Raw genomic sequence first — 21,224 nt, forward strand, 5'->3', positions numbered from 1 at the left:
CAGCCATCGCTCGTGACGCTAACTCCCACTTGTAACTTTCTTTTTCTTCATAAGAAGTCGTCGCGTGCTTTTCCCTTTTTCCAATCGTGTTGATATTACGGCTCCAGCGAGACTGTTCAATTAATCCCACAACGTGCTTTGTATCTGGCGCAAACAGCAATACGCTATGAGCTAACAAGCCTCGTTGTTTTGCTCCTCGTCCGACATGACCCAAATCATCTCGAATGGAGGAATGTTTATAAATTAGTGTGGTCGTGTCTTCTAATGCGAGCAATAAGTTATGACTTTTGGCCTGTTCAACCGTGGCTTTAAAGCCTGACTTTGCAATAGCCGTTGCGTCAATATTCTCGTTGCGAATAAAGCGGTAGGCACCTTCCATATCGGCGGGGGATTGAGTGATGTTCACAAGCGGTTTTCCTGGTTCATTTGCAAGCGTTGATGCTAACTTTACCAGACGCGCTGTTCTTCTTGGATCACCTAAGTCCGATTTACCGAATTGTTGTTTTGCCCAATGAGTATGTTCGTTAATCATAATGTGCCCTCAAACAAGATTTGAAGATCTGATCATGACATTGGGATTTAGTTCAAAAAAATCCCCGCTAATTTCTTAGCAGGGATTTGTGTATAAGAGACAGCTAAATAGCGCCTTTTGCATTTGTAAAACCGCTAGCGGTTTATTTTAAAATCTATTTGCACCTGAGTGCTTGCTACTACAGGGCTTCCGTTTTCAAACTTGGGTGCGTAACGCCATTTTTTAAGTGCCTCTAGTGCTGACTTTTCAAATGCGTGGCCACCTTCTGAGCTTATTACTGATGAGTTTTTTACAAAACCCGCGGTATCTACATCAAACTGAAGAACAACAATACCATCTGTATTTTGGCGAGCTTTATTTATTGGGTACTTAGGCGGTTGGCGATAAACAGGTGTTTGTTCTTGTGAATCTTTCCATGGCACCATTTCAGCAATGGCTAAACAATGTTTAGTTGCTTGCTCGCTTTGACCTGTTTTTTCGTAAAGGTTTACAAGTTTTGAGTGCGCGGTAAGTTCGGCGTTATGATCAAAGCTTAGGTTGCTATCGAATACCGAAACAACATGGTTTAGACGCTCAATCGCTTTTTTATATTTTTTCTTACTTTGCTCAAACGAGGCGACTAAAAAGTCTGCTTTGATTCGCTCAACCGTGTTCTCGTCTAAATTTTCACGGTAGTACTCATCGGCTTCGTTCAATAACTTTTGCGCTGCACGAAACTTTTTATGTGCAAACTTACTTGCTAACAACGACGCGGCTTCAAATTGCATATCGGCAACAAACTTTGGTTTATTTTGTGCTTTAGCAATGTCGATTATACGTTCGAGATGATCTTCTGCCAAAGACGCTGATTTAGCATTTTCGGCTTTCCCTAAAAGTGCGTCGAGTGTTTGTATTGAATTTTTGCCGTGGTTATCAGCTAAAATTGTATAGGCTTGCGAGTAAAGGCTGTAACGCTGTTGCCTGATGTTTTTTTTGCTGCTCGTTGTGCTTGGCGGTGTAATGGCTTTAGCATAATTAATAGCAAGGTTTGCTGTGTTGTCGCTTTTATCACCGTAAAAATTAAGCCCTGTGATGTAAGCCTGTTTTGCGGCTTGCTCAATATTGTGTTTTGTTTCTACAGCGTTTAGGTAGCTCTGGTAAGCAGTTGAAAATGCGGCTTTAGCGTTATCAGCTTGGCTAGCAAGTACATTATTTGTAAAGGCAGATAAACTTAATCCAACAAGTAGAGCAAGGTGTTGTGGCTTCATAATGATCCTTATTAATTGTGAACCTGAACGTTGAATAATTACGCAATTTTAAATCGCTATTTTAGCGTTACCTGCATTAAATTTAATTACAATACGCATGTAACTTTACGAGTGAATTTACATTGCTTTCACTAAAGTATTGATTAAAAGCAGCAAACTTAAATATTACTATCCTCGTATTATTTAAAATTACGAATAATCTAATTAATAATAACTTACTATAAATTATAACCATTGTCATTATACAGGTACAAAAGCCACTATTATGTGCTGATTTACTGTGTTTTTTAATTAGCCTGAACGCTGGTTAAAATACTTGCTAATATGTTGAATAATGGTGATATTTAAATTTTATTTTTCTAGTCAGAGATTTTCAATGAAACAAGGCGAATTTACGTGTCAATAGCAGGCCTATTGCAAGTAAATTCAACGCAGTTAGCGCTAAAAATAGCTGCTAAAGATAGGTTTATTATTCAGAGTTCAGGTTAATTAGGTTTAATCATTGAAAACAGGGGCTGTCGTCGCCATATAATTGCGATAAACAGTGTTGTACTACGATCTAATTTTACTCTTTTGTGATATTATCACTTTATTGTCGTGTCGTAGTTATTTAAATATTTGGATTTGTCGTGGCGCAAGTAAGAGCAAGAGTCCAGCTAAATGTTGGCAAAAACAGTGATATCCCTGCAGAAATAGTGTCATTTACTGACCTAAAAGATGGTCAAGAGCATATTGCTATGGTGTTTAATAACGCAGATACCGAGCAAGATGTACCGCTTATTCGTATGCATTCGGAGTGTTTAACGGGGGATGTATTTCATTCATCACGTTGTGATTGCGGCGAACAGTTAAACGAATGTATTGAAATGATGCACGAGCAAGGCGGTATTTTGCTGTATTTACGCCAAGAAGGCCGTGGTATTGGTTTATACAATAAAATTGATGCTTACGTATTGCAATCGCAAGGTATGAATACCTATGAGGCCAATAATCATTTAGGTTTTGCAGATGACTTACGCGACTTTTCTGATGCGGTATTAATGCTTAATGCGCTTAATTTAAAGCACGTTAAATTAATGACCAACAACCCTAAAAAGCTCAATGCCTTAAAAGATGCGGGTATTGAAGTTGATACGGTTATTGGTACACATGCACACATAAAAGCGGGTGTAGCAGGTAATAAAGCCTACTTAGAAACCAAAATAAAGCATGGCGCACATATGCTAGATATTAAAAAAATTAAAAAACCTTAATATTACTGATCTGCCCCTGTGATCCCACCCAACGCCAAGTTATACTTGGCGTGTTTCGTTATAAATTAAGAGCAAGTATGTCTACACAATTACGAGTATTTAAAGCAGATGCCGGGCTAAAGTGGTTAAAAGCGGGATGGCTTATTTTTAAAACCCAGCCAATGACGTTTATTTTTATGCATTTATTTATTGGCATTGTGGGCTTACTGTCGTTGTTTTTACCTTTACTGCAAGTGGTTGCTGCACTGGCTACGCCTTTTTTAACTGCCGGCTTTTACCAAGCGGTGCTGACCAAGCAGCAAGGCGGCAAAATTATGTTGGCTGACATCCTTAAGCCATTTTCAGCTAAAGGCAACCGTTTGGGCTTGGTTCGTTTGGCGTTATACCAAATGGGTGCGGGTATTTTAATGGCGTTATTAGCAAACGGTTTATTTGCCGATGCCGTGGCAATTATGAGCCAGCCAGGACTTGAGCCTCAGGCTGCACTTGAGCAAACTCTTGCGAGTATTTCGGGTGCGAGTGTTATTTTATTTTTTATGGCCATGCTTATTTATTTAACGGCCTTTGCCTATGCGGTACCGCTTGTTTATTTTAATAAAGAGCAACGTATTTTAACGGCGCTTAAGCAATCGCTTATGGTTTTTTATCATAATTTGTTTCCGCTAAGTGTTTTTGGTGTTATTTGCGTACTATTTATGGCGGTTTCTATGTTCTTATCGTTCTTACCACTGTTGATTTTAATGCCGATTTGCTACATTAGTTTTTTTGTTTCTTATCAAGCGATTTTTATGCCGATTGTCCCGCCAAGTGACGACAAAAATGTTAAACCACTTAGCAGTGAAACAAGCGGACGCTTTGACGCTTAATGGATGATAAGTTAAAACAAAAATTAAAAAATTATGTACTTTGGTTACTCGGACGCCAAGAATACTCGCGCCGTGAGTTAACCTTTAAATTACAGCAAAAAGAAGCCACAGATGAGTTTATCGAAAACTTGCTTGATTGGTGCGAAAAGCACAATTTTATAAACGAGCAACGTTACTGTGAAGGCTTTGTAAGAAAGCACATTTTTAAATGCCATGGGCTTAAGCGAATTCAAAGCGAGGCTATGGGCAAAGGGATTGACCGTTCGCTACTCGAAAAGGTAGTTGAAGAGCTTGAAATAGACTGGTTTGAGCTTGCGCAGGATGCGTACAACAAAAAATATTCAAATACACCGGCAAACCTCGATTACAAAGACAAGGCTAAGCGCGTGCGCTACTTAATGTATCGAGGTTTTAGCTATGAACAAATCGATTTTGCAATGCAATCACAGTAAATACAGGTGAGATTTTCACATGCAGCACATGACTACCGCACAAATTAGGCAACAGTTTTTAGACTTTTTTGCCAGCAAGCAACACCAAGTTGTTCCTTCAAGCTCGCTTATTCCGGGCAACGATGCCACGTTATTGTTTAACAATGCAGGTATGGTGCAATTTAAAGATGTATTTTTAGGCGCTGAATCTCGCCCATATACACGTGCAACAAGCTCACAGCGTTGTGTACGTGCTGGTGGTAAACATAACGATTTAGAAAACGTGGGTTACACGGCGCGCCACCACACATTTTTTGAAATGCTAGGTAACTTCAGTTTTGGTGACTACTTTAAGCAAGAAGCTATTAAGTTTGCGTGGGAATTTTTAACTGAGGTTGTTAAATTACCTCAAGAAAAACTGCTTGTTACTATTTATCATGATGATGAAGAAGCGTTTGAGTACTGGTCAAAAGATATTGGCTTAAGCGAAGACCGCATTATTCGTATTGCTACCTCAGACAACTTTTGGTCAATGGGCGATACAGGCCCGTGTGGTCCGTGTTCTGAAATATTTTACGATCACGGTGAGCATATTTGGGGAGGACCTCCAGGCTCACCTGAGGAAGACGGCGACCGTTTTATCGAAATTTGGAACCTCGTATTTATGCAGTACAACCGTCAAAGCGACGGTACTATGTTGCCATTACCTAAGCAATCTGTTGATACGGGAATGGGCCTTGAGCGTATTTCTGCTATTTTGCAGGGCGTGCATTCAAACTACGAAATCGATTTATTCCAAGGCTTAATTGCAGCAGCTGCAAGTGTCACTAACGCGCAAGATATGGACGATAAGTCACTTCGCGTAGTAGCCGATCACATTCGTTCGTGTGCATTTTTAATTTCAGATGGTGTTATGCCATCTAACGAAGGCCGTGGTTACGTACTTCGTCGTATTATTCGTCGTGCTGTGCGCCATGGTAATAAGCTTGGCGCACAAGGCGCGTTTTTCTTTAAATTAGTTGCTGCACTTATTGAGCAAATGGGTCAAGCGTACCCTGAGCTTGCTAAGCAACAAGAAATTATCGAAAAAGTATTACGCATTGAAGAAGAGCAATTTGGTAAAACACTTGAGCGCGGCTTAGCTATTTTAGAAGAAAGCTTAAGTGACCTTAAAGGCGATGTGATCCCAGGTGATTTAGTCTTTAAACTTTACGATACCTATGGTTTCCCTGCCGATTTAACAGCCGATGTTGCGCGTGAACGCCAAATGACCATTGATCATAAAGGCTTTGAAGAATGCATGGCTGTACAGCGTAAAACTGCGCAGCAAGCGGGTAAATTTGGTGCCGATTACAACGAGCAATTAAAATCAGATAAACACACTGACTTTAAAGGCTACGACAGCACGCATTACAGTGCGACAGTGGTTGAAGTGTTTGCTGGTGGTGAGGCCGTACAGTTATTAGAAGATGGCCAAGAAGGTATTGTTGTACTAGACCGCACACCGTTTTACGCAGAATCTGGCGGCCAAACGGGCGATACAGGCACAATTACAGTTGCTGGTGGCGAGTTTAATGTGACTAACACCACTAAATTGGGTAATGCATTTGCGCACCACGGCACAGTACAAGGCCGTATTGGTGTTAACGATAAAGTGGATGCCACTATTGATGACGCACGCCGTGATCGTATTAAGAAAAACCATACAGCTACGCATATTTTACATGAAGCATTACGCCAGTTATTAGGTGAACATGTAAGCCAAAAAGGCTCGTTAGTTCAAGCGGATCGTTTACGATTTGATTTCTCGCACTTTGAAGCCGTTACTAAAGACGAGCTACGTGATATTGAGCGTGTAGTTAACGACGAAATTCGCCGTAACTTTGCACTTAACACTGAGCTTATGGCTATTGATGATGCTAAAGCGAAAGGTGCTATGGCGCTGTTTGGCGAAAAGTATGACGACGAGGTACGCGTAGTAACCATTGGTGATTACTCAATTGAGCTTTGTGGTGGTACACACGTTGAGCGTGCGGGTGATATTGGCTTATTCAAAATTGTATCTGAAAGCGGTATTGCTGCCGGTGTTCGCCGTATAGAAGCAGTAACTGGCGCAGATGCAGTTGCTTATGTAAGTGAGCAAGAGCAACAGCTTAGCGATGTAGCAGCGCTTGTGAAAGGCGATAGCGCATCAGTACTTGAAAAAGTAACTGCCTTGCTTGAAAAGTCTAAAGGCCTTGAAAAGCAAATTGCTCAGCTTAACGATAAGCTAGCGAGCGCTGCAGGTGCGTCTTTATTAGATTCTATAGTAGACATTAATGGCGTTAAATTATTAGTTGCAAACGTTGAAGGTACTGAGTCTAAAGCGCTTCGTGGTATGGTTGACGACCTTAAAAACAAGATTGGCTCAGGTGTTATTGCCCTCGGTGTTGCCAGTGGCGACAAAGTAAGCCTAATTGCCGGTGTGACTAAAGACTTAACTGGCAAAGTAAAAGCCGGTGAGCTTGTAAACCACATGGCCGGCCAAGTAGGCGGTAAAGGTGGCGGCCGTCCTGATATGGCACAAGCTGGTGGTTCTGAACCACAAAACCTTGCTGCTGCACTTGATAGCGTTACTGCTTGGTTAACTGAGCGTACTTAAGCCTAAGTGGCGTTAATTGTACAAAAGTATGGCGGCACGTCGGTTGGCTCAATAGAGCGAATAGAAGCGGTCGCCGACCTTGTTGTTAAAACTAGGCAACAAGGTCATCAAGTGGTTGTGGTGCTCTCGGCTATGTCGGGAGAAACCAACCGCTTAATTAATCTTGCCAAACAAATAGATTCCCGTCCTAGTAACCGCGAGCTCGACGTACTAATTAGTACCGGCGAGCAAATATCGGTTTCTTTATTGGCTATGGCTATAATCAAACGCGGCCACTCAGCCGTAAGCCTGCTTGCCGATCAAGTTAATATTCAAACCGATAATATGTTCGGTAAAGCCCGCATTACAGACATTGCAGCTACGCGTTTAAAGCATGAACTTGAGCATAACCGTATTGCTATTATTGCCGGGTTTCAGGGGCGTGATGTTGAAGGCAATATAACAACCCTTGGCAGAGGCGGCACTGATACGTCGGCGGTAGAAATAGCCGCGGCTATAAAAGCCGACGAATGTCAGATCTATACCGATGTTGATGGCGTATATACTACAGATCCTCGGGTTGAACCTAACGCACGGCGAATGAGTAAAGTGACCTTTGCTGAAATGCTAGAGTTAGCAAGCTTAGGTGCTAAAGTATTGCATATTCGCTCTGTAGAGGCGGCAGGTAAACACAATGTTCCACTAAGGGTGCTTTCGAGCTTTAATCCCGATGAAGGGACATTGATCACGTTTGAGGAAAACGACATGCCAAGTAAAGTTGTTTCGGGTATTGCATTTAACGCAGATGAGTGCTTAATTAAGGTACAGGGTGTACAAAGTGGCACTCAAAATCTTGTAAAAATATTGAAACTTTTTGCTGATAACGGCATCGAAATAGATATGATTAATCAAGTTAATCATATCTTTGAAAAAATAGACTATGCTTTTACTGTGCACTCGAATGACTACCTGCAAGCACTTGAATTACTAACCGAGAAAAAGGTGTCCTTAGGTGCTGAAAATATAAGCGGGATAACAACCATAGCAAAAATATCTGCTGTTGGTATGGGCATGAAATCGCACTGGGGTGTTGCTAGTTTATTTTTTGATGCATTGGCGCAGGAAAATATTAACGTTGTTTTAGTGTCTACTTCAGAGATTAAAATCTCTGTTTTAATAGATGAAAAGTACCTTGAGTTGGCAGTTCGTGCATTACATAAAGCATTTTTAACGGAAAGTAGATAGATAGTGAGTTTTTACTTACTTTTTAGTCTATTTTTCATTAATATGGATAAGCGGAATCTTATAATTTTAATTGGAACATGGGAGCAAGAGAATGCTAATACTAACTCGTAGAGTAGGTGAAACCCTTATGATCGGTGACGAAGTAACTGTAACCGTTTTAGGTGTTAAAGGAAATCAAGTTCGAATTGGTGTAAACGCACCAAAAGACGTATCAGTGCATCGTGAAGAAATTTACATGCGTATACAAGCTGAAAAGTCTAACCCTAATCCGGGCAATGCTTAATCAACACGTATACCTAGCTAAATAAATTATTTAGCTAAGTCAAAAAGCCACTCATTGAGTGGCTTTTTTGTTTATAAAATCGAGCATTTCATCTGTGAGTATTTGCTTTGAAATATATTGCAGGCTGTTTTTATTTTTAATTAACACGCCCCGTGGCGTTTCAATTACCTCAGCGATGTCTTGCCAAGCTAGTTGGTAGCTTTTGTAATGGTTTGCCGATTTAATGCCTTCATCATCAAAGGTGAGTGTAACCTCAGAACCTGATGCTCGGCTAAACATTTGTCTGGTCACCCACCATGGCCTGCGGTAATAAAAAGCAACGCATTCAAGCACAGCAACCATGATCAAAAATGTTCCTAAATAATGATCAGCTAAACCGTAAATGCTAAATAAACCAAGCGAGACTAACAGTACCAGTAAAAAGTACTTAGGTTGTGCGCGTTTGCTGTAAGGAAGTGACTCGTCAAAGCATTCGTAAAAGTAGGGTTTATCAAGTGTGTAGGTGGTTGAAAATGACATAGTGCCTTGCTTTAAAAATCGTTTTATATATTTTAGCAAGTTCGCTTATAAATGAGCAGCTTTATAATGCGTGCATTTATTTTAGGCATAAAAAAACGGCTTAAGAGCCGTTTTTTAATAATATACTAACTATTAACAGTTAGTTTCTTCAGCGTTTACGCCTTCTTTCACTTCTTCGCACGTATCTTCAACAGAATTTTGTACATCTGTTACTACTTCATCAATACGTTCTCCGGCTTCTTCTGCGTTGTTATCTTGACAACCCATGATGAAAAAACTTGCGAAAAGACCAATTAGTGCTGCTTTTAAAGTTGTAGAGTTCATAATGTAATTCCTTGTAAATAAATAAAATTGTAGTGTTAGTTGAGTATATGCCTACCTGGGTGATTTACCACGTAGCGCACCCGAAACTAACGAAATAACTAAAAGTACTATAAAAATAAAGAATATAATTTTTGCTATACCAGCTGCGGCACCTGCGATGCCACCAAAACCCAACACTGCAGCGATTAAAGCAATAACTAAAAATGTGATTGTCCAGCGTAACATTGTTTTCTCCTTGGTTATCAAATTTGTACACAATAGTTAATGCCAGTACTGTGCCATAATATATTTTTGTTTTATATCAGTATCTTGTATGTTTTTGTTTGTTTTTTGACTTTGTTAAATTGGTAACTTTTACGTTGGGTTGTGTAACTTATTCACACACAAGTATAGGTTGAAATTAAAGGGTGCTTAGAAAAGCCTCTCTTGGTAAGACCAATTAACAAGTTTGTTTTTTTCTACACATTATGAGTGATTTTAGGTTCAGTAAAGTACGGGGAATTCGGCTTTGTTAAAAATTCAGCTATAGCTTAAAAATATAGTGAGTATTTTTTGTGTGTATTATGGGGTGTTGATGGGTAAGGGTTTTTACTGTGGTTAATAAATTTGGTTATATGTTATTTTTATTTTAATTGGTTTTACCAATTTACAATGGCTAGACAAAGATATTTGTTTTGTTATTATCTAGTGAATAAATATTTAACTAAATCGACTTTTTATTTTCGATATGGGTTTCAAGGGGAGAAAAATGGATATAGGTGCTGTACTTACAACCGCTGGTAGCTTAATGCTAACAGGTATGGTTGGAGTGTTTGTCTTTCTTTCGATATTAATTGGCGCAGTTACAATAATGTCTAACTTAGTGGCGCGTTTTAGCCCTGCCGAAGTTGCGACTCCAGTTAAGTCACCATCGTTTAAATCTCAAGGTGTGCCAAATGAGCACATCGCTGCTATTAGTGCTGCCATTGCTCAGTACAAATCAAATAACAAATAAGGGGCACACACATGGCTAAATTAAAATTAACAGAATTGGTTCTTCGTGATGCGCATCAGTCATTACTTGCCACGCGTATGCGCTTAGATGACATGCTACCGATTGCAAGTAAATTAGATGATGCAGGTTACTGGTCAATTGAATCGTGGGGCGGTGCGACCTTTGATTCTTGTATTCGTTATTTAGGTGAAGATCCGTGGGAGCGTATTCGTGCGCTTAAAAAAGCGATGCCAAATACTAAGCAGCAAATGCTATTACGCGGTCAAAACTTATTAGGTTACCGCCATTATGCTGACGATGTTGTTGAAAAGTTTGTTGAGCGCGCACACAAAAACGGTGTTGATGTTTTTCGTATTTTTGATGCAATGAATGATGTACGTAACCTAGAAACAGCCATTAAAGCGGCTGTTAAGGTAGGTGCTCATGCTCAAGGTACTATTTCGTATACGGTAAGCCCTGTTCATACACTTGATATGTGGTTAACGCTAGCCAAGCAATTAGAAGAGCTGGGTTGTCATTCAATTTGTATTAAAGATATGGCGGGTTTGTTAAAGCCATATGACGCAGAAGAGCTCATAAAAGCGCTGAAAGAAACAGTGTCGATTCCAATTGCTATGCAATGCCATGCTACAACAGGTTTAAGTACTGCTACGTACCAAAAAGCGATTGATGCAGGTATTGATATGCTTGATACCGCTATCTCGTCTATGAGTATGACTTACGGTCACTCAGCAACAGAAACCATTGTAGCAATTGTTGAAGGTACAGCGCGAGATACTGAGCTTGATTTAAACCAACTTGAAGAAATTGCAGCTTACTTTAGAGATGTTCGTAAAAAATACGCAGCGTTTGAAGGGAGTTTAAAAGGCGTAGATGGACGTATTTTACTCGCTCAAGTACCAGGTGGCATGTTAACTAACATGGAAAACCAACTTAAAGAGCAAGGTGCCGCTGATAAGCTTAACGAAGTACTACTTGAAATACCGCGTGTACGCGAAGACTTAGGTTTCATTCCTCTTGTTACGCCAACATCACAAATTGTGGGTACTCAAGCTGTACTTAATGTGCTGACAGGTGAGCGTTATAAAACTATCACTAAAGAAACCGCAGGCGTATTAAAAGGCGAATATGGTTTAACACCAGCTCCAATGAATAAAGAGCTACAAGAGCGCGTACTCAATGGCAGCGACGTTATTACGTGTCGCCCTGCTGATAACATTGCTCCTGAGCTGGAAACACTTGAAGCTGAGCTATTAAAAGAAGCACAAGAGCAAGGTTTATCGCTTGCTGAGGATAAAATAGACGACGTACTTACTTATGCGTTATTCCCACAGGTTGGTTTAAAATTCATCAAAAACCGTAATAATCCTGATGCATTTGAACCGGTACCAAGCGAAGACGATAACACAAGTAAATCGCCAGCTAAGACATCAGCAAATAGTAACAGTGTTAAGGCTGAGCAATACAGCGTTAAGGTAGACGGTAAAGTTTACGACGTTGTCGTAGCGCAAGGCGGTGAACTTAAAGAAGTCACATTAAAAGATTCAGAACATTTACCTCAGTCTGCTTCAGTGGCTTCAGGTGAAACGCTAAATGCACCTTTAGCTGGTAATATTTTTAAAGTTAAAGTGAAAGCGGGTCAGGTTGTAAACGAAGGTGATGTTGTTGTGATTATGGAAGCCATGAAAATGGAAACTGAAGTACGTGCAATGCATACTGGTACAATTGCTGAAGTGCTTGTGTCTGAGGGTGACTCAGTGACCACTGGTGACGCAATTATTGCGTTGGCTTAAGGAGTCGTATAAATGGAAGGTCTTTTAAACCTTTGGCATGCAACAGGTCTTGCTAACTTTACGTTTCCTGGCTTGATAATGATTGCTGTAGGCTGTTTGTTATTGTTTTTAGCGATATCTAAAAACTTTGAGCCTCTGCTTTTATTACCAATTGGCTTTGGCGCGATATTAACTAATATCCCGGTTGCTGGTATGTCTGACCCTGGCGGGCTTTTGTACTCAGTTTATTATGTGGGTATAGATACCGGGATTTTTCCGCTATTGATATTTATGGGTGTTGGTGCATTAACTGACTTTAGTGCGCTAATAGCAAACCCACGTATGTTATTGCTGGGGGCTGCGGCTCAATTTGGTATTTTTGCGACCTTGTTTGGTGCAATTTTACTTAACTTCATACCTGGTTTTGAGTTTTCGCTTCAAGATGCATCAGCTATTGCTATTATTGGCGGGGCTGATGGCCCAACGGCAATATTTTTAGCCTCAAAACTAGCGCCTGATTTATTAGGGGCAATTGCAGTAGCGGCTTACTCTTACATGGCACTAGTACCAATAATTCAGCCTCCTATTATGCGTGCACTTACAACGCCTGAAGAGCGCCAAATAAAAATGCCTGAGCTACGTAAAGTATCTAAAAAGGAAAAAATTATTTTTCCACTTATGGTACTCACTGCAACCGCGATGTTTTTACCAGCAGCAATTCCGCTAGTAGGTATGTTCTGTTTAGGTAATTTAATGCGTGAGTCGGGTGTAGTTGACCGTTTAAGTAACAGTGCACAAAACGAAATTATCAACATAACGACCATATTTTTAGGGTTAGCGGTTGGCTCTAAGCTTGCAGCAGATGATTTCTTAACGCTAGAAACCATTGGTATTTTAGTGCTGGGCGCCCTTGCTTTTGGTATTGGTACAGCGTCAGGTGTATTTATGGCTAAAGGCTTAAATAAAATATCTAAAACACCTATTAACCCGTTAATTGGTGCCGCTGGTGTATCGGCCGTTCCTATGGCTGCTCGCGTAGTAAATAAAGTGGGACTTGAAAATAACCCACATAACTTTTTACTTATGCACGCAATGGGCCCTAATGTGGCGGGCGTATTAGGCAGTGCCGTTGCCGCAGGTATTTTGTTGGCACTTGTTGGCTAAATTGATTTTAGATTTCAACCAACCATTGAGCGCAGTTTACTGCGCTTTTTTTTGCCCGGAATTTCTGTTCGTTAATGGTTTCTTGTTTTAAGTTTTTTGTTTAAAGTGGTGGCTCTTCGCAATTTTAAGGATAGTCATTATGCTTCACACTCCATTGGCTCACTATTTACCTAATGTTAGTAAACTTGTATTTGGATGTATGGGGTTGGGAGGCGGTTGGAATAAAGACCCAATTACCAGCGCACATCTTAAACAAACCCACGAATGCATTGATAACGCGATTGAAGGCGGCATTAATTTTTTTGATCATGCAGATATATACACTTTTGGTAAAGCAGAGCAGGTATTTGGTCAGGCACTGAGTGAGCGACCAGAGCTTAGAGATCACATGTATATTCAGTCAAAATGCGGGATAAAATTTGCTGACGATCAGGGCCCTAAGCGCTATGACTTTTCAGCAAATTGGATTGAGCAGTCGGTAGAAAACTCACTTAAGCGATTAAATACGCAATACCTTGATGTACTAATGCTACATCGTCCAGACCCTTTAATGGAAGTTGATGAAGTTGCACGTGTATTTAGCTGTTTAAAAGAAAGTGGCAAAGTAAAACATTTTGCCGTATCAAACATGCAGCAACACCAAATCAACTTTTTACAGCATGCCCTTGATATGCCGATTGTTGCTAATCAAATAGAGGCCAGTTTGCAAAAACATCAATTTATAGACGAAGGTCTGTATGTTGGCAACAGCGACGGTAAAGACATTAACTTTACGCCTGGTAATATTGAGTACTGCCGCAGCTTTGATATTCAAATACAGAGTTGGGGTAGCTTGTGCCAAGGTTTATATACCGGTGGCGATTTATCAAAAGCGTCGCAAGCAGATATCAACACAAGTATTTTAGTAAATAAACTTGCTGCAATTTATGGTACCTCTGCTGAGGCAATTGTACTTGCGTGGCTGCTGCGCCATCCTGCATCGATTCAACCCATTATTGGCACGACTAACGCTAAGCGTATAAACGCATCGTGTGAGGCTATTAATGTTCATTTAAGCCGAGAGCATTGGTATGCCTTATACGAAAGCGCAAAAGGCTGCGAAGTGCCATAAAGAGGGTTTTTAATGAACGTAATTATTATTTTAGTGTGTTTATTTATAGCATTGGTAATACTGATCCCATTACTTGAAAAATACCAAAGCAAAATGGGGCTTGAGGGGGCGGCAAAATACAGTAAATATATTTGGCCATTAGTGATGGGTTCTTTAGTTATTCAACTTATTTATGTATTAATGAATTAGGTGTGTAAAGCTATTAATATAAAATTAAGATGCAAAGCCTTTAATGTAGAACGGCTCTATGTGAGCTAACCAACTTATTTTTAAAATAAAAACACTAAAAAAGCCCTTGCAGGCTAAACCTGCAAGGGCTTTTTAATAAATTAATAACGCGATTACTTAAGTGCCAGTTGTAACTCGCGATTACGCTCTAATTGAGCAATAAAGTTTTCGGCAATAGGTTTAAATTTAGCAAGCTCAGAGCGGGGGAGTGGCTCAGACTTTGGTAATTTAACCGTTTTAGGATTACGGTGAACACCGTTAACCAAAAACTCATAATGTAAATGCGCGCCAGTCACTCGACCTGTAGCACCTACAGTACCAATTTTGTCACCTTGTTTTACTTTTTGACCTGTTCTAACAAGCTTTTTGTTAAGGTGTAAATACTTGGTGACATACTGTGTACCGTGGCTAATAAATACGTAGTTACCATTGTACTTACTGTAACCTGCCTTAACCACTTTACCATTACCCGATGCAACAACGGGTGTGCCAGTACGTGCAGCGTAATCAATACCGCGGTGCGCTTTTACTTGCCCTGTAACTGGGTGTAAGCGACGCGGGTTAAAACTCGAGCTTATATATTTAAAATTAACGGGGGCACGTAAAAATGCTTTTTTCATACTACGGCCTTCGGGGGTATAAAAATTGCCGTCGGTGTGTCGAATTGCTGTAAAGCGTTGCCCTTGGTTAATGAACTCAGCTGCTATAATTTTACCGGTACCAATAAATTCGCCTTCAACATAGTGAGATTCATAAATTAAACCAAATTGATCGTTTTTACGAATGTCGTTAGCAAAGTCCACATCCCAACCAAAAATATCAGCAAAGTTCATGATTTGGCGCTCGCTTAAACCCGCTGCAATTGCAGAAGTCCAAAAGCTGCTAGAAATTTCACCGCCAGCTGTTTTGGTCAGCGTTTCTATTTCTTTGCTATCTATAGATGTATTGTAGTTACCTTCGTCATCTAGAGTCACATACAACGTATCTGTTTTAGAAATAACGTAACGCAATTGCGCAAGTGTGCCATCTTTACCGGTTGCAAAGCTCAGAACTTCGCCTGGGTGAATTTTAGTTAGCTTACGAGTTTCCGCGTTAGTGTTAATTAGCTTATGTAGCGTTTGCGCTGAAAAGCCTGCGCGTTTAAATATAATTGCTAAGTTGTCGCCCGTTTTTACTTGGTGGTCGACTAAATCGTATTCTGGAAGTTTTTCGGCTGCTTGCTCTGAATTTAACTCGGTTAATTTTTCGTTGTCATCAACTTTAACTTGAAGCTCGTAGCGCTTGCCAATCTCTAATGCATTTGCATTGTTGTCTTTAGACGCGGTTGCTTTCTCAGATGGAAGAAACGTCAAGGCGGCAATAGCAGAAACCAAACATAAGATAAGCAATTTGTGTTTTTTGGGGAGGGTATTAACCACGTGAACCATAACGTGCCTTTTTCTGCTGTCAAGATAATAAATACATAATATTGCAGGATATACCTAATATTGTGCGAATACCAGTGCTTTGTAGATTTTAAATCGCGCTGAATTACGCTAAAATCGGGCTTTATATGCCTTTTTAGCGCTTAATTTATCTCAGACTGTGCGCATTTTATTTAGTTGCATTAATCACTTAAAAAGTTGTTTTAATTAGGTAGAAATTTGTTATGTTAGTTGCACATATAAGTTTGATTTAGCCCTTGTTAAACTAAGGTTATACAAAACAACTAGTAGCCCTCTTTGTTGGCAGAATTTTGGAGTAATAGACTGTGGATTTACAAACCGCTCTTGCAGAGATAAAACGCGGTGCAGAAGAAATATTAATTGAAGACGAGTTAGTTGAAAAACTAAAGTCGGGCAAAAAGTTAAAAATCAAAGCGGGTTTCGATCCAACAGCGCCAGATTTACACTTAGGGCATACAGTACTAATTAATAAAATGAAAACTTTCCAAGACTTAGGTCACGAAGTTATTTTTTTAATTGGTGATTTTACGGGCATGATAGGTGATCCAACCGGTAAAAACGTGACACGTAAACCGCTTACCCGTGAAGATGTTCTTGCCAATGCTGAAACGTATAAAGAGCAGGTTTTCAAAATTCTTGATCCTGCAAAAACAACTGTTGCTTTTAATTCAACGTGGATGGAAAAGTTAGGCGCAGCAGGCATGATTAAACTAGCTGCTAACCAAACGGTTGCGCGTATGCTTGAGCGTGATGACTTTAAAAAGCGATACAATGGCGGACAGCCAATTGCAATACACGAATTTTTATACCCGCTAGTACAAGGTTGGGATTCGGTTGCTTTAGAGTCTGATGTAGAGCTTGGTGGTACTGATCAGCGCTTTAATCTACTTATGGGGCGTGAGCTTCAAAAAGTTGAAGGTCAAAAGCCACAAACTGTTTTAATGATGCCATTACTTGAAGGTACTGACGGCGTTCAAAAAATGTCTAAATCTTTAGGTAACTACATTGGTATTACTGATGCACCTAATGACATGTTTGGTAAAGTGATGTCGATTAGTGATGTATTAATGTGGCGTTACTACGATTTACTAAGTGGCCTTTCAATTGAGCAAATAGCAGCGCAAAAAGAACGAGTTGAGCAGGGTACTAACCCGCGTGATATCAAAATTGAACTTGCTAAAGAGCTTATTGCACGTTTTCATAGTGAAGAAGACGCACAAGCTGCGCACAACGATTTTATTCAACGTTTTCAGAAAAAAGCGCTGCCAGATGAAATTCCTGAGCTGACAATAACCATTGCAGAAGATACTATTTTAATAGCTAACTTATTAAAAGAAGCAAATTTAGTTGCCAGTACATCAGAAGCGATGCGCATGATTAAACAAGGCGCAGTTAAACTTAACGGTGAAGAAAAAATTACTGATACCAAACTAGAAATAGCAAAAGGTACAACCGATATTTACCAAGTAGGTAAACGTAAGTTTGCAAACATTACCGTAGCTTAAAAGCACGGGTAATAAAAAATAGCTTAGGCTTAATGCCAGTCAGTTAATAGCTGGCTGGCTTTTTTGTGCTCAATTTTACTAAGTAAAGCTCAAATGCTTTTTAGAATTTCAATACACACAATAACGAGTACCCAAAAGGCGCGCGCCTGATTAAGCCGATTTAAAACCGCTGGTACATCGTCAGCGTTCGGTAACCTATCAGTACCAACCCGCATTTTGTTATGCCGCTTATTAAAGTACATAGCGGGTCCACCTAGTTGCACGCCAAGTGATGCAGAGCATGCACTGAGTAACCAGCCTGTATTTGTTTGATAGAAGTGTTGGCCATAGTGTTTTATGTAGTGAACACTTTGCTTTGTGGCCTTACTCGCAGCAATTGTGAGTGTAAGTAAACGCACCGGGATATACTCAATAACAAATAAAACAAGCTTTAATGGTCTTAAAAATTCGCTGTTTGGTGAAACATCATGGCGCCATGCTTGCTGCATCAAGGTAAGTAGTCGGTAACCAAGAGCTGCAATGGGGCCTAAAAGTAAAAAAATAAATATAACTACAAAGTAATAACGGGCAGTGCGAAGTATTAAGCTCTCTATAAGTGCTTTAATAATGCCGGCTGTAGAAAGCTTGCTTACTTCACGTGCGAGTATCGGTTTTAATAGTTCGCGCGCGGCTGACTTTTGGTTTTGCTTGGTCAACTTTGCAATACGACGCGCTTTTTTGTTGAGGCTTTGGCTTTCAAGGCAAAGGTATAAAATAAGGCCTGCCAGTAACTCGGGGTAAAATGCAAATTCAAGCAGTAAAGTAATAATTATTAAAATAACACTGAGCACCAGCACGCTGGCAAGGACGGCTGCTAAATAGTGGTAGCTGTTTGTATTTTGTTTACTATAAATACGTTTGCCCATGGCGCGAAACACGGCCACTAAAACGGTATTAGGGTGGTACCAACTAACGAGTGGTAAAAAGCGCTCAGCAAGGAGCGCTATTATGAATACAATAAAGTCCAAATGGTTTTGAACAATATTGCTAAGCATTTACAGTGTTACAGCCGTTATCTTTTCAAGCAGAGCAACAACCATTTTAGATGAGTTAATTGATGCTGTTTCTAGGTACTCTTCAAATGATTGTGGCGATTCTTTACCTGCAATATCAGACATTGAACGAATAACAACAAAAGGTGTTTCAAGCGTATGACAGGTTTGCGCAATAGATGCACCTTCCATTTCTACTGCAAGCATTGAAGGGAAGTCGCTGCGCGCTTTATCAATACGAACAGGGTCACACATAAAAGTATCGCCAGTACAAATAAGGCCAACCAAGGTTTTAACTTCGCTAATTTGTGCAATAGTTTGTTGTGCTGCTTCAACCAATTTAGGGTGCGCAACAAAACCTGCAGGCATTTGTGGTACTTGGCCAATTTCGTAGCCAAAAGCGGTTACGTCTACATCGTGGTGACGAACTTCTGACGATATGACGACATCGCCAACACTTAATGATGGATCAAAACCGCCAGCAGAGCCGGTGTTAATAACGCAATCAGGTTTAAAGTTATCAATAAGTAATGTAGTTGCAATGCTAGATGCTACTTTACCAATACCTGATTGAACAAGAGTAACTGTACAACCCGCTAATTCACCAGTGTAAAATGTAAAACCTGCTTTAGTTAAAATAGCTGGGTTTTGCATTGCTTCACGCAAAATTTTAACTTCTGGCTCCATTGCGCCAATAATACCAACATTCATAGTGTTTGATTCCTGAGTTTGAATAGCATGATTATACGTGAAGTTAACAATAAAAAACAAAAAAGCGAGACATTTAAAATGCTCGCTTTAATGCAATTTTAGTCACCTGATAATTATATTTCGGCTAATGCTGTTGAATGGGCTTTAGCTTGTGAAGGTGATAAAACAGCAGGTTTGTGAACTCGGTTTCGCAATGGGCGCTGTGCTGTCGGTGCAGGTTTACCTAACTTAAACATAATGGCATCGCGCACTTCTGACGGACGATAGCCTGCTTTTACCTTCATGCGAATGTGTGGAATACCCGCAGCTTCTAAGGCGCCATTCACAAACCAGTCGCGCTGTGCTTTGTGGCCATCTTTATTTGCGTTATTTACTAAGTCAACGGCAGCAACTATGGTCATCTTTTCTTTATCGATTAACACAAAATCAAGCTGCTTATTTTTGGCTTTAGCAATAGCAGCGCGTTTTGATTTAGGTGATAAACCTTCTTTACAGTCGATGACATCAATAAGCTTAACCCGACTCACAATTTTGTATTGATCGCCAATAGCACGCTCTAATAGGTTTAAAAAGGCGCTTTCTACTTGCGTAAATACGCTTTGTTTACGTTTGAAAGGATAAGGATTACCGCCGTCGTCACTAAATTTTGACGCGGCAATTGATGCACCTACCACTAATACTAAAATCGACAATAAAGCGAATTCCATACGGTAACTCCATAACAACAAATTGACACTGTTTTGTTAAAGCAAATACTGTGCCTAAGTTGTATATGAATTACCGAATGGCGATTTAAGTTAACGCAGGTGTTTTATGCTTTATACCCGCCATTAATACCTTTCACAGCAACCGCTACGGCGTCGTGTGCATGAAGCGATTCGTAATGGTTTATTTGTAGCCAGTAATCTGCGTAACTGTCTGCTTCTAATATTGCTTTAATTTTACGTGCTGCATCTTCACAAAACATTAAATTTTGCCCATTCAAACGGGCAAATTCTTGTTCATCTTCACGCTTTACTGCCGCTTGTACTGGGGTTTTTAGCTCGTTTTCAAGGGTGTTTATTAAGTTAACCACATCAAACTCATTGATGTTGCTATCGAGTTTTACTTTTACGTTAGCAATTGAACGTTGCGAGTGAGGTGTTGCCACAATGCCTTGTGTTGTGCCAAGCCATTCAAGTACGTCTTTTTGGTTGAGTGTGTCTTGGTTGAATTTTTCACTGAATGCGTTTTGTATTAGCTGGCGTGCAAGTGCCGCCGAACAAGGACAGGTAGATGAGTAGGTAACATCAACGGTTAGCTCGTAACTAATGATATTGTTTTCAATTGTACTTGTAAGTGTAATTGGGTAGCTTTTCCAGCCAGCTTTGCCACTTAATAGAGACTTGCGGCGAAGTGGAAGCTCAAATTTAAATTCAATTTGCGCCTTATTACTCAAGCCTTCATGGCTAGATATAAAGGTATCAAGCGCTTGGCTAATTGTTTTAGGATTTACTTGTTGCTCTGTTGAGAGTAAATCAAGCGCTAAAAATAAGCGCGACATATGAATGCCTTTAGCGTCTTCTTTATGTAAGTTTACAAATGCGCGCGCTTTGGTATTAACGGTAACAGGGCTTAAATCACGCGATTCAAATATAAATGGCAGTTCAATTTCACCCATGCCAACCCAGTCTAATTTACCTGTTTGTAATGCGGGAGCGGTGTCAGCTATATCGGGCATATTGGTTTGCATGCTATGTTACTCGTTATTGGCAATTATAAGGCGCCTTATTTTACACGAAATAATCAGTGGCTGAAACGAGGACTTTATTGCTAGTCAAAATCGCGTATGAATTTTTACTGTTTTTGTCGCACAACACGAAAATAGCGAATAGAAAAATGCTAAAATCTGTAAATAGCATTGCCTTACTTATATTTAAGCAAACAGCAAAGAGATAAAACTA

Annotated in this window: 22 protein-coding genes; 12 read left to right on the forward strand and 10 right to left on the reverse strand. The window is 40.0% G+C overall.

All coding sequences use genetic code 11. The features are described from left to right. On the reverse strand, positions 1-532 hold a 532-nt coding region (locus tag ATS76_RS10305; protein WP_201023502.1), incomplete at its 3' end, for an IS4/Tn5 family transposase DNA-binding protein. 134 nt (positions 533-666) lie between these two features. Further along, a complete protein-coding gene (locus tag ATS76_RS10310; protein WP_058552090.1) occupies positions 667-1,779 on the reverse strand; it encodes an energy transducer TonB in 1,113 nt (370 codons plus the stop codon). A gap of 629 nt (positions 1,780-2,408) precedes the next feature. On the opposite strand from ATS76_RS10310, the gene ATS76_RS10315 reads away from it, so the two are divergent. From ATS76_RS10315 to csrA, 6 genes are all read left to right on the forward strand, one after another. Beyond that, positions 2,409-3,032: a GTP cyclohydrolase II gene (locus ATS76_RS10315; RefSeq protein ID WP_006794352.1), complete on the forward strand. Its 624-nt coding sequence runs from the start codon at positions 2,409-2,411 to the stop codon at positions 3,030-3,032. Between the two features lie 77 nt (positions 3,033-3,109). Further along, positions 3,110-3,898 carry a BPSS1780 family membrane protein gene (locus ATS76_RS10320; RefSeq protein ID WP_058404832.1) on the forward strand — a complete coding sequence of 263 codons (789 nt, stop codon included), beginning with the start codon at positions 3,110-3,112 and terminating at the stop codon, positions 3,896-3,898. Next, positions 3,898-4,350, forward strand: a complete 453-nt coding sequence (locus ATS76_RS10325; protein WP_058552091.1) for a regulatory protein RecX — start codon at positions 3,898-3,900, stop codon at positions 4,348-4,350. Before ATS76_RS10320 ends, ATS76_RS10325 begins: the two co-directional genes overlap by 1 nt. Before the next feature lie 19 nt (positions 4,351-4,369). Next, positions 4,370-6,970, forward strand: a complete 2,601-nt coding sequence (alaS, locus tag ATS76_RS10330) for an alanine--tRNA ligase (protein WP_058552092.1) — start codon at positions 4,370-4,372, stop codon at positions 6,968-6,970. Between the two features lie 6 nt (positions 6,971-6,976). Further along, positions 6,977-8,194: an aspartate kinase gene (locus ATS76_RS10335; RefSeq protein WP_058552093.1), complete on the forward strand. Its 1,218-nt coding sequence runs from the start codon at positions 6,977-6,979 to the stop codon at positions 8,192-8,194. Positions 8,195-8,285: 91 nt separating this feature from the next. Continuing rightward, positions 8,286-8,477 (forward strand): carbon storage regulator CsrA, encoded by a 192-nt coding sequence (csrA, locus tag ATS76_RS10340; protein WP_004587515.1) that lies wholly within the window; start codon positions 8,286-8,288, stop codon positions 8,475-8,477. A 51-nt stretch (positions 8,478-8,528) separates the two neighbouring features. Here csrA and ATS76_RS10345 read toward each other — a convergent pair whose 3' ends face one another. The 3 genes from ATS76_RS10345 to ATS76_RS19035 all read right to left on the reverse strand — a co-directional run bounded on the left by ATS76_RS10345 (position 8,529) and on the right by ATS76_RS19035 (position 9,545). Beyond that, the gene (locus tag ATS76_RS10345) at positions 8,529-8,996 is read right to left on the reverse strand and encodes a YcxB family protein (protein ID WP_058404829.1); all 468 of its coding nucleotides are present in this window, start codon (positions 8,994-8,996) and stop codon (positions 8,529-8,531) included. A 132-nt stretch (positions 8,997-9,128) separates the two neighbouring features. Further along, positions 9,129-9,320: a hypothetical protein gene (locus ATS76_RS10350; protein WP_006794346.1), complete on the reverse strand. Its 192-nt coding sequence runs from the start codon at positions 9,318-9,320 to the stop codon at positions 9,129-9,131. A gap of 51 nt (positions 9,321-9,371) precedes the next feature. Then, positions 9,372-9,545, reverse strand: a complete 174-nt coding sequence (locus ATS76_RS19035) for a DUF1328 family protein (RefSeq protein ID WP_006794345.1) — start codon at positions 9,543-9,545, stop codon at positions 9,372-9,374. A 523-nt stretch (positions 9,546-10,068) separates the two neighbouring features. On the opposite strand from ATS76_RS19035, the gene ATS76_RS10355 reads away from it, so the two are divergent. From ATS76_RS10355 to ATS76_RS19295, 5 genes are all read left to right on the forward strand, one after another. Further along, a complete protein-coding gene (locus ATS76_RS10355) occupies positions 10,069-10,314 on the forward strand; it encodes an OadG family protein (protein WP_058404828.1) in 246 nt (81 codons plus the stop codon). An 11-nt stretch (positions 10,315-10,325) separates the two neighbouring features. Then, positions 10,326-12,107 carry a sodium-extruding oxaloacetate decarboxylase subunit alpha gene (gene oadA / locus ATS76_RS10360; protein WP_058552094.1) on the forward strand — a complete coding sequence of 594 codons (1,782 nt, stop codon included), beginning with the start codon at positions 10,326-10,328 and terminating at the stop codon, positions 12,105-12,107. 12 nt (positions 12,108-12,119) lie between these two features. Next, positions 12,120-13,250, forward strand: coding sequence for a sodium ion-translocating decarboxylase subunit beta (locus ATS76_RS10365; protein WP_058404826.1), 1,131 nt, complete (start codon positions 12,120-12,122; stop codon positions 13,248-13,250). 139 nt (positions 13,251-13,389) lie between these two features. Further along, the gene (locus ATS76_RS10370) at positions 13,390-14,361 is read left to right on the forward strand and encodes an aldo/keto reductase (protein WP_058552095.1); all 972 of its coding nucleotides are present in this window, start codon (positions 13,390-13,392) and stop codon (positions 14,359-14,361) included. Positions 14,362-14,373: 12 nt separating this feature from the next. Beyond that, on the forward strand, positions 14,374-14,550 hold the full coding sequence (locus ATS76_RS19295; RefSeq protein WP_201023503.1) for a hypothetical protein: 177 nt from the start codon (positions 14,374-14,376) through the stop codon (positions 14,548-14,550). A gap of 152 nt (positions 14,551-14,702) precedes the next feature. Here ATS76_RS19295 and ATS76_RS10375 read toward each other — a convergent pair whose 3' ends face one another. After that, positions 14,703-16,016 carry a peptidoglycan DD-metalloendopeptidase family protein gene (locus ATS76_RS10375; RefSeq protein ID WP_058552096.1) on the reverse strand — a complete coding sequence of 438 codons (1,314 nt, stop codon included), beginning with the start codon at positions 16,014-16,016 and terminating at the stop codon, positions 14,703-14,705. Between the two features lie 323 nt (positions 16,017-16,339). Here ATS76_RS10375 and tyrS point away from each other — a divergent pair, with 323 nt between their 5' ends. Further along, the gene (gene tyrS, locus ATS76_RS10380; protein ID WP_058552097.1) at positions 16,340-17,539 is read left to right on the forward strand and encodes a tyrosine--tRNA ligase; all 1,200 of its coding nucleotides are present in this window, start codon (positions 16,340-16,342) and stop codon (positions 17,537-17,539) included. Positions 17,540-17,628: 89 nt separating this feature from the next. Here tyrS and ATS76_RS10385 read toward each other — a convergent pair whose 3' ends face one another. The 4 genes from ATS76_RS10385 to folE2 form a co-directional block, all read right to left on the reverse strand. Then, complete coding sequence (locus tag ATS76_RS10385; RefSeq protein ID WP_058552098.1) at positions 17,629-18,573, reverse strand: cobalamin biosynthesis protein CobD/CbiB; 945 nt, start codon at positions 18,571-18,573, stop codon at positions 17,629-17,631. After that, positions 18,574-19,281 carry a 5'-methylthioadenosine/S-adenosylhomocysteine nucleosidase gene (gene mtnN, locus ATS76_RS10390; protein ID WP_058552099.1) on the reverse strand — a complete coding sequence of 236 codons (708 nt, stop codon included), beginning with the start codon at positions 19,279-19,281 and terminating at the stop codon, positions 18,574-18,576. 113 nt (positions 19,282-19,394) lie between these two features. Next, the gene (locus tag ATS76_RS10395; RefSeq protein ID WP_006794335.1) at positions 19,395-19,988 is read right to left on the reverse strand and encodes a DUF2726 domain-containing protein; all 594 of its coding nucleotides are present in this window, start codon (positions 19,986-19,988) and stop codon (positions 19,395-19,397) included. A 104-nt stretch (positions 19,989-20,092) separates the two neighbouring features. Continuing rightward, complete coding sequence (folE2, locus tag ATS76_RS10400; protein ID WP_058552100.1) at positions 20,093-21,013, reverse strand: GTP cyclohydrolase FolE2; 921 nt, start codon at positions 21,011-21,013, stop codon at positions 20,093-20,095. Positions 21,014-21,224: the final 211 nt, after the last annotated feature.

The sequence above is a fragment of the Pseudoalteromonas sp. 10-33 genome (assembly GCF_001469195.1).
GTDB lineage: Bacteria > Pseudomonadota > Gammaproteobacteria > Enterobacterales > Alteromonadaceae > Pseudoalteromonas.